The sequence below is a fragment of the Methanosarcina spelaei genome, from assembly GCF_002287235.1.
Taxonomy (GTDB): Archaea; Halobacteriota; Methanosarcinia; order Methanosarcinales; family Methanosarcinaceae; genus Methanosarcina; species Methanosarcina spelaei.
Window position 1 is genome coordinate 16,693 of sequence record NZ_LMVP01000538.1, and the last position, 14,380, is coordinate 31,072.

The following is a 14,380-nucleotide window of genomic DNA, read 5'->3' on the forward strand; positions in this document are numbered from 1 at the left end:
TTTGAGAAAAGCCAGTGTATAGCGTTAAAGATTTTCGAAAACTAATAGAACCGTTTTAACAACCCCGAAGTGATCATATGAAGTTATCCGATATTGAGGAAAGAGACCTGAAAAAAGGGCAGCCCGAGAAAGTAGAAGAAAAATCTACAATCAACATCCTCGATGTCCTTGCTGAAGAAGGCATCGGTGTTCAGGACCTTGCTGATACGGCTCTGGAAATGTATGTCCCGCATCCAGGTTTAGAGACTCGGGAGAAAGCAGACGCTTTATTTAAAAGGGAACTCAAGTACGCACTTTCGGATCCAAACCTCTGCCTTCTAATCTATTCCGGGGTCCTGCTGGAGCGAGAAGGCAGGGCAGGAAACCTTCCGAACCTGAGCAAAAGTTCCTATGAAAAAGACCTCACTTTTATAATTGCGGATGAAGTGCTCGGCACAAGTATTGCAACATATATCAGCGGTTCCAAGGGTGCTTTTGAGTTTGTCAGGTTTGACAAACAGAAGCCTGGAATCCTTGCAAAGCTCGGGCCTTTTATGGATGACGTGATCGGGGGCCTTATAGGAGGCGTGTCTTCCAATATGTACTCAAGAGGTATGGCAGAATTTGTAGGAAAGGACTGATAGAAGGAAAGGATTAAAAAACAGGCGGTTCGCAATGAATTCATATTTTCTTGCTTTTAAATCTGGGTTTGGATTCCTGTCAACGATTCCTGTGGGAATTAGCATGGAAGGAATCGATGAACTCATGAAGAAAATCTACTTTTATCCCATTGTGGGAGCAGTACTCGGGCTTCTCATAGGGGCAGTTGCATTCATAGGGCAGGTAATATTTCCAGGGCCTGTGCTTGCAGCCCTCATCATGGGATTCATATATTACATTACAGGCTTTAACCATCTCGATGGAGTCACGGACATAGGGGACGGTTTTATGGCCCATGGGTCACGTGAGAAGAAAATCAAGGCCCTGAAAGATACGACAATAGGGACAGGAGGCGTGTCCTTCTGTATTCTCTTACTACTTACTCTGTACAGTTCGATAAGGGCAGTCCAGCAAGTAGGCTCCGCTGCTTTCGGGGTTAACCTTCCTACTTTAATGTTTGCATCAATGTTTATTGCAGAGGTCAGCGCAAAACAGTCCATGCTAACTATTGCTGCTTTTGGGAAGCCAATACCTCCTCAGGAAAAACAGGCTTATCCTGGCCTGGGAGCTATGACTATAAACGGAGCAACCAGAAAGAATTTTCTGATTGGATTCATATTCGGGGCCATCGTTTGCCTTTTGCCTTTCGGGTGGATAGGACTGCTGCCTTATCTGGGAGCCTGCATTTCGGCTCTGGTGATTCTTAATCGAAGCTATGTCCATTTTGGAGGCTTAAATGGCGATGGAATCGGTACTGCTAACGAAATTGGTAGAGTAACTGCGCTCATTGTTCTTGCAGTTCTCCTGAATTTTTCACTGAACGGATACATGGGAGGTTTAAAATGGACGCTATTGTAATGGCAGGAGGATTCGGACAGAGGCTTGGAATGGGGGAAAAGCCCTGTGTTGAATTGCTTGGAAAACCACTTATAGCCTATGTGATAGATACCCTAAGGGCCTCAGAGAATATAGACAGGGTTTTTGTAGCGATCTCACCTGTTACTCCCAGGACCGAGATTATGATTCAGGAACGCTATAAAGGCGAAGTTCGTGTAATCAGGACTTTTGGCGGAAATTATGTAGGGGATATGATTCATGCAGTAGAAACCGCAGAAACGGTTGGGCCTGTAATGATTATTATGTCAGATCTTCCCCTGATAAACCCTGAGATTATCGATTTGGTAATCAAAAAATATAAAGAAGAAGGAAAGCCGGCACTTTCGGTATATGTCCCTATTAATGTTTGCAAAGGAGCAGGAATCAGGCCGGATACGGTCTTTAACAAGGATGGGAAGCTGATAGTACCTGTCGGAATTAATATTCTGGACAGTTCTCAAATTCGAAAAGAACAGGAAGACTTTAATCTAATACTTGATAATCCCAAACTAGCAATAAACGTAAATACGGTTCAGGATTTGCAGCACTGCAAGGATTTGCTGCAGGGCTAAGTAAAAAACTTATAGAGGTGTCGTAGATTCTATCTTTAAAAAACCTGGTGTTGAGCCGTGATGGGAAGAAAATCCTCCGAGGGGTCAATCTCGAGATAGGCGACAGGGAAATTCACAGTATTATTGGCGCGAATGGTGCAGGAAAAAGTACTCTTGCCTATACTCTGATGGGACTCCAGGGTTACGAACACGAGGAAGGCAGCCTCATCTTTAATGGGGAAGATATTTCAAAACTTTCGATAACCGAGCGTGCAAGAAAAGGTATTACCCTTGCCTGGCAGGAACCTGCCCGCTTTGAAGGACTGAGAGTCAGAGATTACCTGGCAATTGGAGCAAAAGGTAGTGGAGGCGTTACTGAAGAAGAGCTAAAAGAAGCTCTAAGGAAAGTCGACCTTAAACCTGAAAAATACCTGGATAGGGAAGTTGGAGAGGCGCTCAGTGGAGGCGAGAGAAAACGCATAGAACTTGCTTCCATAATTACAATGAAGCCGAAACTTGCAATTCTTGACGAACCCGATTCCGGAATTGATGTAGTTTCCTTAAAGGAAATTGTAAACCTGATCCAAACTTTCAAAGAAAACGGCTCCTCGGTACTTGTAATTACGCACAGAAAGGAAATTGCAGCCGCTTCCGATAAAGCATCCCTAATGTGTGAAGGGGTTATCCTCAGGAGCGGAGACCCTCTGGAAATCAGTGAATTTTTCAAAAACAGGTGTATACCTTGTGACAGCAGGGTATCACCACCAAAGGCGGCCTGAAAAATGACTCAGATAACTCTTAATACACTTTCCAGCGAAATCAAAGATATGGACGCAGCCTATTCGGCAGCCGGGGGAGATGCTGCGGTTCTGCATAAACATGAGCTTTCAAGCCTTGTGATAAGTGGAAACAAAGTGCTTAATGCGAACGGAACAGAGGGAATCGTACTCGAGACACAGGAAACCGAACATGGAGTGGACGTTAAAATGACCATTAAGAAAGGGTACAAAATTCCACTTCCTGTTCATCTTTGCTTCGGACTTATTCCTGAAGACGGGCTCCAGAAAATAAATATGAATTTCACGGCCGAAGAAAATTCAGCTGTTGAACTTGTTGCCCACTGTACATTTCCTAATGCTGTAAAGATTATTCATAAAATGGACGCTCAAATGCATGTAGGAAAAAATGCCTCTCTAAAATACACTGAAACTCACTTTCATGGCCCTCATGGAGGAATTCAGGTAATCCCAAAGTCCCATATAAAAATAGAGGAAGGAGGCAGCTACTACACAAATTTCTCACTTGTTTCGGGCAGGGTAGGGTATCTGGAATTTGACTACAGTGTGGACGCCGAAAAAGACTCGATTTGTGAGATGGTTACCAAGGTCTATGGGAAAAAAGATGATAAAATAAAAATCCTGGAGAAAATATCCCTTAATGGGGAAAATGCCAGAAGCGTAATCAAGAGCCGATTGGCCATTACTGATAATGCAGAGTCGGAGTTCAGGGGGATCACTGAGGGTCACGCCCCAAGATCAAGGGGACACGTAGACTGCATGGAAGTTATTCAGGGCAATGCAAAAGCCGAAGCTGTTCCTATTGTACGAGTAGATAATCCTCTGGCCAAGGTAACTCACGAGGCTGCAATAGGGTGTGTGGACAAAAAAGAGGTCGAAACCCTAATGGCTCGCGGTCTTGAAGAAGATGAGGCTATTGATATTATTGTAAAGGGAATGCTGGCTTAAGCCTTTTTATTCCCTTTTACAGGCCATTATTTCAGTTCAACCAGAAACATTGGAAGTTACTCAGGAACTACTCAGGGAGCTTGAAATTTAAATTGAGTAAGAGGTGGGAAGTATAATTGGCGAAATCATTATCTTTGAGAAAAAGTATTCCGAAAAAAACCTGCAACTTATTAGCGGAAAAAAAGATATATCCTCACACTACCAGGATATTCCTGAAGAGATGCTACTTTTAAGTGAAGTTATAGAAGATCCCCTCAAACTTCCTTACCTCCTTGAAACTTTCTATACTACGCCGATTAAGAATGAAAAAGCCTTTCATTTTGCTCTCGTACGAGTCCAGGTAGATTCTGATCTCAGGATGCACGAGGATATCCAGAAGTACCAGCAAAGGAAGTATGTAGCCGAAACTCTCGAAAAGCTGCTTTACGGAGAACTCATGCTTTCAGTAGAAAACTCAGGCATTGAAAATGACTAATTCTTTACTTTCCTTCTTAAAGCAGACTTTTTTTCTAATTATAAATGTTATTTTTACTCAATCTGAATAGTTACGTTATTTGTCACATTACAAGTGTCATTTTACTCAATCTGAATAGTTACTAAGTTTTGAGCTTAGAGATATACTTTTTTAAATTTTGATCGTATTCTAATTTGGAATATTATATAAAGATAATTATATATCGTAAAAGAAGAATCTACTTTTACCAAACCTGTTAGTTAATATAGGAAAAATTATTATCTGTTTACATACAATTATTTTTCATAGTTCTGTGAAATCTTGTTCATGCAGTCGTTTTTATAGCAGCACTTAGTTGCGATAACCAGCTTACCCAAAAAAGCTCTGACTTCGATAGATTGCTATACTATCTTTTATAAACACCAGTCAAATTTCAGGGTTGCTCAAAATCCCGGTAAATTCAAAATGATCCATATACTGGCGGTCTAAAATGAAAGGAAAGAATTGTGTTAGAAGGTTTAGGGGACAGACCTTAAATAAAGTTTTGGGGATAACGGTACTTACTTTTTTAATGTTGGTGAGCATTGCAGGAGCCTCGCCATTTGCATACATTACAAATTCAGAGAGTAATAGTGTCTCTGTAATTGATGCGACTACAAACAAAGTTACAACTACAATACCCGTAGGATCCAACCCTATTGGAGTTGCAATTAACCCGAATGGGACAAAGGTTTACGTAGTAAGTGCTCGTAGCAGTGATGTATCTGTAATCGATACGGCAACAAATAGTGTTGTAGCCACTGTGCGTGCAGGAAATTCTCCCCAGGGAATTGCAGTTAGTCCTGACGGAAAAAAAGTTTATGTGACAAACCGTTTTAGTAACAATGTTTCTGTAATTGATACCGGTGCAAATACTGTTGTAAGTACATTGAATACTGGAAAATCTCCTGCTGGAGTAGCGGTAAGTCCGGATGGAAAAAAGTTATATGTTACAAATTATGAGGATAACACAGTTTCTATATTTGACACTACCACAAAAACCGTTATAACCACGATATCCGTAGGAAGAGGTCCTAAAGAAATTGCGGTCACACCGGACGGAACCAGAGTGTATGTGGCGAACTCAGATAGTGAAAGCATTTCTGTGATTGACACGGCGACAAACAGCGTTACAAATACATTGACGGTAGGGGGAGTTCCTTCTGGAGTTACAGTTAATCCAGATGGAAAAAAGGTGTATGTGACCAATAATGATGAGTATTTCAGCACTGTCTCTGTAATTGACACTGTAACAAACAAAATTACAGCTGCGATCCCTGTAGGCTCCGATCCTATGGGAATTGCAGTCACCCCGGATGGAAAAAAAGTATATGTAGCTATCAGCTTCTATAACACTGTCTCTGTAATTGACACTGCAACCAATGCTATTACAGCCACGGTGCTTGTAGAAAACAGCCCTTATGCTTCGGGCCAGTTTATAGGTTCTATCCCAATAGAACCAGTTTATCCTTTAGCGAATTTCAGCAGCAATATCACATCGGAATATGTTTTCCCTTCTGTACCTGTGCAGTTTACGGATCTCTCAAAAGATGCAACTAAATGGGTCTGGGATTTTGGAGACGGGTCTGGTTCAACAAAGCAGAACCCTGCGCATACTTATTCTGCAACAGGAATCTATACTGTTAGCCTGACAGTAAGCAATCCAAACGGCACAGATTCAAAGCTTGCTACGGTAAATGTTGTACCAAAAGGTTTTCCTGCACCTTCGTATGCATTTATTACAAATCTCAACAGCAACACTGTTTCTGTAGTTAACACAGGAGATAACACCCTTACAGCTACAGTGCCCGTAGGGACCGAGCCTTTTGGGGCTGCAGTGAGTCCGGATGGAACAAAAGTATATGTGACAAATACCAGGTACGGCAACAGGGGTACGGTTTCTGTAATTGACACGGCAATAAATAAGGTTACAGCTATAGTGGATGTAGGCTATAAATATAGTCCCTGTGGAATTGCAGTCACCCCGGACGGAAAAAAGCTGTACGTGGCAGATCGTGATATCAAAGGTGTCTCTGTAATTGATACGTTTACAAACACTGTTATAGCCACGGTGCCTGTAGGAGTTAATCCGCTAGGGGTTGCAATTACACCGGATGGGAAAAAAGTATATGTGGCAAACCGTTATAGCAACACTGTCTCTGTAATTGACACCAGCACAAACGCTGTTATAGCGACTGTGGAAGTTGGATCTGGCCCCTGTGGAGTTACAGTTAACCAGATGGGAACAGTACTGTATGTGACTAATTGTGAAAGTAATACTATTTCTATAGTTGATACATCTACAAACACTGTTACAGCCACAGTGCCTGTGGGAGAATGGCCCATGGGAGTTACAGTAACTCCTGATGGAACAAAAGTGTATGTGGCAGATGAAGGCAGTAACAATGTCTCGGTAATCGATACCGCAACAAAAAATGTTATAGCAACTGTGAAAGTCGGAAAAAACCCTTATGGAATTGCAGTCACTCCGGATGGAACAAAGATATATGTAGCAAACTCCGGCGATAGTGATAATCTCGGAAGTACTGCCTCTGTAATTGATACGGTTACGGATAGGGTTATATCTACAGTAAACACAGGTTTCAGTCCTACTGCTTTCGGTCAGTTTATCGGTCCTCTCCCGGCGCAACCAGATTATCCCGTTGTAAACTTCAGCAGCAATCTCACATCAGGTTATGCTCCTCTTTCAGTTCAGTTTACGGATTTCTCGAAGAATGCGGATGGTTGGAACTGGAATTTTGGAGACAAATCCACTTCGACACAGCAGAATCCAGTACACACTTATTCCAGAGCAGGGAATTACAATGTAACACTTACAGTAAACAATAAAAACGGTACTGATTCGAAAATTGCTACAATAACCGTTCTAGCAAAGCCAGGGTTCTCTGTATCCCCAACTTCAGGAACGTCGCCACTTAGCGTTAGTTTTACTGATCAGAGTACAGGATCACCAGCCTCATGGAAATGGGATTTTGGAGACGGGACGAATTCAACAGAAAAGAATCCTGTGCACATATATCGAAAATCAGGTAAATATTCTGTTACATTGACATTGAACGAAACTGGAAACAAAACTGAAGTAACAAAATCCAGCTATATAACTATTTCAAATGGATATGAAGCTCCTATTGCTGCTTTTTCTGCATCCCCAACTTCAGGGAAAACACCTCTTACTGTTAGTTTTACTGATCAGAGTACAGGATCACTAACCTCAACGAAGTGGACTTTTGGAGACGGAACGTATTCAACCGGGAAGAACCCTGTACATACGTACAGCAAAGCAGGATTATATTCTATTACATTAGCAGTAAGTAATGCCGATGGCAGTAGTACATTAACAAAAACCGGCTATATTCTTGTTTCAAACGTTTTAAATCCGCCTGTCCCAGGCTTCTCTGCATCTCTTACTTCAGGAAAAGCGCCTCTTACGGTTGACTTTATCGGCCAGAGTACAGGCTCGCAAACTGAACGAAAGTGGAGTTTTGGAGATGGGAATACTTCAACAGAAAAAAATCCTGTGCACACATTCAACAAATCAGGACTTTATTCTGTAACATTGACAGCAAGTGATGAAATAGGCAGTAATGCCTTGACAAAAACCGGCTATATTGCTGTCTCAAGCGATTTAAATATACCTGTTACCAGTTTCTCTGCGTCCCCAACTTCAGGAAAATCGCCTCTTACTGTTAGTTTTACTGGCCAGAGTACAGGGTCACCGACTGCATGGAAATGGAATTTTGGAGATGGAAGTAATTCAACAGAAAAGAATCCTGTACATACATACAACGAATCAGGGCTATACTCCGTTAAATTGACAGCGAGTAACTCAAACGGCAGCAACGCCTTGACAAAAACCGGTTATATTGCTGTCGTTTCAAACGTTTCAAACACTTCTGTTACCAGCTTCTCTGCATCCCCTACTTCAGGAAAAGTGCCTCTTACTGTTAATTTTACTGACAAAAGTACAGGAAAGCCAATTTCATGGAAATGGACCTTTGGAGATGGAGGTAATTCAACAGAAATGAATCCTGTACACACATACAATAAATCAGGGAATTATACTGTTGCTCTGACGACGACCAGTGAGGGAGGTAGTGATAAGGTGCAAAAATCAAACTATATAAGTGTAGTTTCTGTGAACGGTAGTGTGGTATCGAGTCCGGACCATATTGTTCCTGTCACCGCCTTTTCAGCAACTCCGACTGCAGGAAGTATGCCTCTTACTGTTAGTTTTACTGACCAGAGTACAGGTTCGCCAGCTTCACGGAAATGGGCTTTTGGAGACGGAACCACCTCAGCAGATAAAAATCCTGTACACACATACAATAAATCAGGACGATATACCGTTACATTGACAGCGAGTAATGCAAACGGCAGCAATACCTTGACAAAAACCGGTTATATTTATGTGTCAAATATTTTAGCTGCTCCTATTACCAGCTATTTTGCATCCCCTGCTTCAGGAAGCATGCCTCTTGTTGTTTGTTTTACTGGCCAGAGCACAGGAGCACCAACTGCATGGAGATGGGCTTTTGGAGACGGAAACACTTCAACAGAAAAAAATCCTGTACACACATATAATAAATCCGGACGATACACTGTTACATTGACAGCGAGTAATGCAAACGGCAGCAATGCCTTGACAAAATCCAGCTATATTGCTGTCTCTAGTGTTTTAGCTGCTCCTGCTGCCAGCTTCTCTGCATCTCCTATTTCTGGAAAGGCTCCACTGGCCGTTGGTTTCACTGACCAGAGCACAGGTTCGCCAAATTCATGGAAATGGGATTTTGGAGATGGAAGTAATTCGACAGAAAAGAATCCTGTACACACATACAATGAATCAGGACTATACTCTGTTAAATTGGCAGTAAGCAACTCGAACGGCAGCAATGCCTTGACAAAAACCAACTATATTGCCGTTTCAGGTATTTTAAATGCTCCTGTTACCAGTTTCTCTGCATCCCCTACTTCAGGAAAAACACCTCTTACTGTTAGTTTTACTGACCAGAGCACAGGCTCGCCAACCTCATGGAGGTGGGTTTTCGGAGATGGGAATACTTCAACGGAAAAGAACCCTGTGCACACATATAATAAGTCAGGCCTATATTCTGTTACATTAACAGCAAGTAATGCAAATGGCAGTAATGCGTTGACAAAAACCGGTTATATTGCGGTTTCAAATTCTCTTGCTGCTTTTTTTTCAGCATCTCCAGGTTCAGGGCCTGCACCGCTTAATGTCAGTTTTACTGACAATAGCACAGGATTGCCAAATACATGGAAATGGGATTTTGGAGATGGAAATAATTCAACTGAAAAGAGTCCTGTATACGTATACAATAAAGCAGGACGATACACTGTTAGTTTAACCGTAAATAATTCGGAGAGCATCAGTACTGAAACCAGGTCCAGATATATTGTAGTTAACAATTGAATATCTTAGATCGAAAAAAGAGCTTTGTAGAAACCTATCTACCAGTTGCAAGAAGCAATGATATAATGAAACATGACGACATTCAGTTTAAATTAGCAAAGATCCATTATTTCTTAGGATTTCTATAGAGCCAAAAAACATATTTCAACTGGATATGCAGTAAAAACAGTGTTTAAATTAATATTAGCAAGAAATATTCAAACAACAATTTTTTTAATAAATTGTTATACCAAATATAAAGGACCAGCCAAAAACTGATGTTTATCGAAATTCTCCTAAAAAAAGAGAAAAAGAAAGTGCTTAGTTTTAAAGAAGGTACCAATCAGTGTCATCAACCGAAATATCTTCTTTAAGTCCTACTTTTCTCCCTGGGAGTTTAAGAGCATCCGTAATTGCGTCTGAAAAGTCCTGAAGGTACTCTCTTGAGGATAGGCTGTTATAGATAAAAGGTTTATCTGGCTGGATCATTTTCTGAATAGTTGATTCTTTCGGCACGATATCAACTTCTATGTCAACCATTTCCACGGCTTTTTCCATTGCAGTTCGGAAATCTCCTATACAGTAAGCTATTCTGTGTTTGTAATTATCCCTTGTTTTTTCAAGGTAAGCGGCAAGTCTTTCGCTTTCCATTTTTATAAAATCTCGTTTAATTTTTGCCACGTTACATTTACCCATCATAAAGCTGTAATGCATGAACGGATATTGAGTATCAAGTTCCCTGGGGGTAATTCCGCATGTCCCGAAGGTTACTATATGTACATCCTCAGGTTTTGCAATTCCAAAAATTATTCTATCAAATTTTTTGTGAGAAGGACTTTCATGATAGGGTTTCCTTTTGGCACAGGGAACAAAAATACAGAGTTCCTTATAAGGAGCTTCATATTCGTTCAGGACCCATTCATTAGCCCTTATCATATCCGGGTGATAAATTACCCTATCAGTGTCAAGAGGTTCTTTAGAACGCTCATCTTCAGGAATAATGGGTTTCATAAACGTCAAGCTAATTGAGCCTGGATATCGTATATATAATTAACTAACTTCGGCAGCAGTAGGGGTTATAACTTTGAGAAATGTCCTAAGTTAAACTGAACATGAGCAAAATAAGAAGCAATAAAAAGGTAAAACAATAAAAGAGTAAAACAATAAAAGAGTAAAACAATAAAAGAGTAAAACAATAAAAGAGTAAAGCAATAAGAAAGTAGAGCAATAAGAAAGTAGAGCAATAAGAAAGTAGAGCAATAAAAAAGTAGAGCAATAAAAAAGTAGAGCAATAAAAAAGTAGAGCAATAAAAAAGCAAAGAAGTAAAATAGAAATATAAGACAAAAGGGACGGAAAGTCTGCTGAGTTTACTGCTTTAAACCGTCCACAAAGTCTTCCATTCTATCTAACGCTTTTCTAATATCATTTGTAGACGCCGCGTAGGCGCAGCGCAGGAAGCCTTCACCTGCCTCTCCAAAGGCATCTCCGGGGATTGCAACGACTTTCTTTTCATCCAGAAGGCGTTCTGCAAACTCAGAGGAAGAAAGGCCGGTATTTCCTATATAGGGGAAGGCGTAAAATGCACCTTTAGGGTTGCAGCACTCAAGCCCTATTCTGTTAAAGCCTCTTACAATAAAGTGCCTGCGCCGGTCATATTCCCGAACCATCCTCTCCATTTCATCTTTTCCGTGACGAAGTGCTTCGATTGCGCCTACCTGAGCAGTTACGGGAGCACACATCATGCAGTACTGATGGATCATCATCATTGAATGGATGATCTCCGGAGAGCCCATTGCAAAGCCGAGCCTTAGTCCTGTCATTGCATAGGCCTTGGAAAAGCCATTAAGCATAACAGTCCGCTCTTTCATGCCTTCAAGTGAAGATAATGGGACATGCTTGCCTTCATAGGTAAGGCACTCGTAAACTTCGTCCGAGATAACAAACAGGTCATTCTCCACAACCAGGTCAGCAATATCCTCGAGTCCTTCCTTTGACATAATCGCTCCTGTGGGATTATTAGGAAAATTGAGAATTATTGCTTTTGTCTTGTCCGTGATTGCGGGTTTGAGGGATTCTGCAGTCAGGCTAAACTCATCGTCCCTGTGGGTGGAAACTATAACCGGTTTACCTCCTGCAAGAATCACCGAAGGCATATATGCCACATAAGAGGGCTGGACGATAATAACCTCATCACCAGGGTTGACTACGGTCCTTACTGCTATGTCCAGAGCTTCACTCACACCTGTTGTAATGAGGATCTCGGATGAAGGGTTATAGTCCAGACCGTAACGCCTGTAGTAGGTTCTGGTAAGTTCGTCTCTGAGTTCCGGAAGCCCGTAATTTGAAGTATACGAGGTTTGCCCTTTTTCCAGAGAGTGAATACACATTTCACGGATATGCCATGGAGTAATAAAGTCAGGCTCTCCTACACCAAGGGAAATTACATCCTCAAGTCCGGAAACCAGATCAAAAAAACGGCGTATTCCTGAAGGAGGAATTTCTTTCATAACGTCGGCAACAAACTTTGAAGGATCACATGAAGGTCTCAAGCAAAACACCCCATAAAAATTATATAAGTATTCTGGAATGTAAAATCTGATAGGAAAATCAGGCTCTGAACCATCTCGTATCAAAATGAGACTGGTAGCCTTTGAATCGTTTCAGGTTCATGGAGGATAACCCCATCTTCTTTATAGGTTTTCAGCACGAAGTGGGTTGATGTGCTTTGTACCTGATCGAGGGTTGCAATTTTCTCTGCTACGAAAAAAGCCACATCCTTCATCGATTTTCCTCTGACAGTCAGGGATATGTCATAATTTCCAGATAGGAGCCTTACTGACCTGACTTCTGGAAACTTGTAGATTCTTTCTGCAATTGCCTGATAGCCCTGATTACGCTCGAGAGTAACCTTCAACTCAATAACTGCATAAACATAGTTTTCCCCAACCAGATCCCAATCAACTATGGTTTTGTAGTGCCGGATAACTCCCGTCTCTTCAAGTTTTGCAATTGCCTGGGAAACTTCCTGTGCAGACATATCCGTAAAGGATGCTATTTCCTCTGGACTCGTTCGTGCGTCATTCTCAAGAATTTCCAGTATATGTCGAATCTTTTCATCCATATTAGTCACCGGCACAAGGTAAGGGAATTTGATAAAGAATCCCCGTTTTGGGGTAAGTTAAATTTTAATTATTCAATTAATACAGCATTTACAACTCCTTCCTGCCCCGGTCTGCTTGTAACTTTAGCAGTTCCGAGAGAAGTCCTTATTACTGAGCCTTTTGTCAGAATGTTACGCCTGATGTAGTGCTTGTTTGCAACGTTGTCGAGAACTGTCTCAATGGGAGTTGAAGTGGTTTTTCCGTCTTTGGGATTGGTTACGTTTGCAGTATTGCACTGAAGAAGTCTTACTTTCCTGTTGCCTCCCATAGTGTGAACATTTTTCCTCTTTGTTTCACTTATACGGGTTTCTGCAGACTCACGGCCCATTTCGAACTTGCGCTTCCCACGGGCAGCAATAACTTTCCCACCAGTCACTTTTCTTCTGGAGCTACCTTGCCATCTCATTTTAAAACCTCATCATGTATTGAAATTATAATTAATGCTTATCTTTAATGATTATTTATGTATTTTCCTATTGTAATTCTATATTTTTCCTATTGTAAATATACTGTAATCCTGATCTGGTGATCGTGTCAGGGCATAAGCATTACTTATCGCTCTGATTATATATTAATTATATTAGCAGGAGTACTTAACTAGCATATTTGCTATGGACTAATCAATACAAATAGGATCGTATAAGAACTTTACGATCAGAAAACCAGGAAAAAATTCAATTTTACATCCTGCCTGTATCTGTAAAATGAGATTAAATTAGAGAGCTGTAAATACAGATACAGAGGTGTAAATACAGATACAGAGGTGTAAATGTGGATACGGAGATGTAAATACAGATACAGAGGTGTAAATGTGGATACGGAGATGTAAGTATGGATTATAGAGGCGCAATTAATAATGCTGCAAATATGGATTACAGAGTTGCAATTAAAAATGTTGCCGAGTCCTAAACAGAAGTTCTATAATACGTTCACAGGCGCAAGTGAAAAAAAGGTATATGCTAAAAATTATATAAATATAAGGTAAATGAATCTTTTGCAGGTTAAAGTTGGGATATTAATTTCCAATTTAAACTCCATGCTAAAAAAGGTCCGATATCACGGGAAAAATAACAATAACGAGGAGAGATAATGGTTACAGAGATTTCATTGAACACAATATGTGGACATACGACAAAGATAATTGCCACTAAGGAGGGAAAAAGTACTCATATACATATTAAGTCTACATGCGAAAAACTCCGAAAATGGGGCACACGTTTTGATGTGGAAATGAAAGACCTTATGGGGGGTCCAGAAACTATACTTGCCAGGAAATCAGCTGAAATGCCTCTTACGCCTACCTGTCTTGTTCCGGCAGCAGTAATGAACGCTTGCTGGCTTGAAAACGGCATGATTTCGAAGAATCTTGCTCGAGAAATGGGAAAGATGGAGATTATTTTCGATAAATTAGAGTGAACTTTCCCATAAACCCCCTTATTTCTTTTGGAAAGATCCTCCGAGATTCTCAGTACTGAAAAAAACA

Annotated in this window: 12 protein-coding genes; 8 read left to right on the top strand and 4 right to left on the bottom strand. The window is 40.9% G+C overall.

What is annotated here, in order from left to right:
* The first annotated feature begins 77 nt into the window (after positions 1 to 77).
* From cobZ to ASJ81_RS20165, 7 genes are all read left to right on the top strand, one after another.
* Positions 78 to 620: an alpha-ribazole phosphatase CobZ gene (cobZ, locus tag ASJ81_RS20135; RefSeq protein ID WP_095645918.1), complete on the top strand. Its 543-nt coding sequence runs from the start codon at positions 78 to 80 to the stop codon at positions 618 to 620.
* A gap of 34 nt (positions 621 to 654) precedes the next feature.
* Positions 655 to 1,497, top strand: coding sequence for an adenosylcobinamide-GDP ribazoletransferase (gene cobS, locus ASJ81_RS20140; RefSeq protein WP_095645919.1), 843 nt, complete (start codon positions 655 to 657; stop codon positions 1,495 to 1,497).
* Positions 1,482 to 2,087 carry an NTP transferase domain-containing protein gene (locus tag ASJ81_RS20145; RefSeq protein ID WP_095645920.1) on the top strand — a complete coding sequence of 202 codons (606 nt, stop codon included), beginning with the start codon at positions 1,482 to 1,484 and terminating at the stop codon, positions 2,085 to 2,087. The genes cobS and ASJ81_RS20145 overlap by 16 nt, the downstream gene beginning before the upstream one ends.
* 47 nt (positions 2,088 to 2,134) lie before the next feature.
* A complete protein-coding gene (locus ASJ81_RS20150; RefSeq protein WP_245860366.1) occupies positions 2,135 to 2,845 on the top strand; it encodes an ABC transporter ATP-binding protein in 711 nt (236 codons plus the stop codon).
* Positions 2,846 to 2,848: 3 nt separating this feature from the next.
* Positions 2,849 to 3,811, top strand: a complete 963-nt coding sequence (locus ASJ81_RS20155; protein WP_095645922.1) for a SufB/SufD family protein — start codon at positions 2,849 to 2,851, stop codon at positions 3,809 to 3,811.
* A 103-nt stretch (positions 3,812 to 3,914) separates the two neighbouring features.
* Positions 3,915 to 4,286, top strand: coding sequence for a hypothetical protein (locus ASJ81_RS20160; protein WP_338037707.1), 372 nt, complete (start codon positions 3,915 to 3,917; stop codon positions 4,284 to 4,286).
* A gap of 469 nt (positions 4,287 to 4,755) precedes the next feature.
* The gene (locus ASJ81_RS20165; RefSeq protein ID WP_095645923.1) at positions 4,756 to 9,756 is read left to right on the top strand and encodes a PKD domain-containing protein; all 5,001 of its coding nucleotides are present in this window, start codon (positions 4,756 to 4,758) and stop codon (positions 9,754 to 9,756) included.
* Between the two features lie 306 nt (positions 9,757 to 10,062).
* On the opposite strand, the gene ASJ81_RS20170 is transcribed toward ASJ81_RS20165, so the two are convergent.
* From ASJ81_RS20170 to ASJ81_RS20190, 4 genes are all read right to left on the bottom strand, one after another.
* The gene (locus ASJ81_RS20170) at positions 10,063 to 10,746 is read right to left on the bottom strand and encodes a DUF5591 domain-containing protein (RefSeq protein WP_095645924.1); all 684 of its coding nucleotides are present in this window, start codon (positions 10,744 to 10,746) and stop codon (positions 10,063 to 10,065) included.
* A gap of 357 nt (positions 10,747 to 11,103) precedes the next feature.
* Positions 11,104 to 12,285 (bottom strand): aminotransferase class I/II-fold pyridoxal phosphate-dependent enzyme, encoded by a 1,182-nt coding sequence (locus ASJ81_RS20180; protein WP_095645926.1) that lies wholly within the window; start codon positions 12,283 to 12,285, stop codon positions 11,104 to 11,106.
* An 80-nt stretch (positions 12,286 to 12,365) separates the two neighbouring features.
* Positions 12,366 to 12,857, bottom strand: a complete 492-nt coding sequence (locus tag ASJ81_RS20185; RefSeq protein ID WP_048107511.1) for an Lrp/AsnC family transcriptional regulator — start codon at positions 12,855 to 12,857, stop codon at positions 12,366 to 12,368.
* Between the two features lie 68 nt (positions 12,858 to 12,925).
* Entirely contained in the window at positions 12,926 to 13,303 is a 378-nt protein-coding gene (locus tag ASJ81_RS20190) for a 30S ribosomal protein S8e (RefSeq protein ID WP_095645927.1), read from the bottom strand.
* A gap of 683 nt (positions 13,304 to 13,986) precedes the next feature.
* On the opposite strand from ASJ81_RS20190, the gene ASJ81_RS20195 reads away from it, so the two are divergent.
* Complete coding sequence (locus ASJ81_RS20195) at positions 13,987 to 14,313, top strand: DUF6951 family protein (protein WP_095645928.1); 327 nt, start codon at positions 13,987 to 13,989, stop codon at positions 14,311 to 14,313.
* Positions 14,314 to 14,380: the final 67 nt, after the last annotated feature.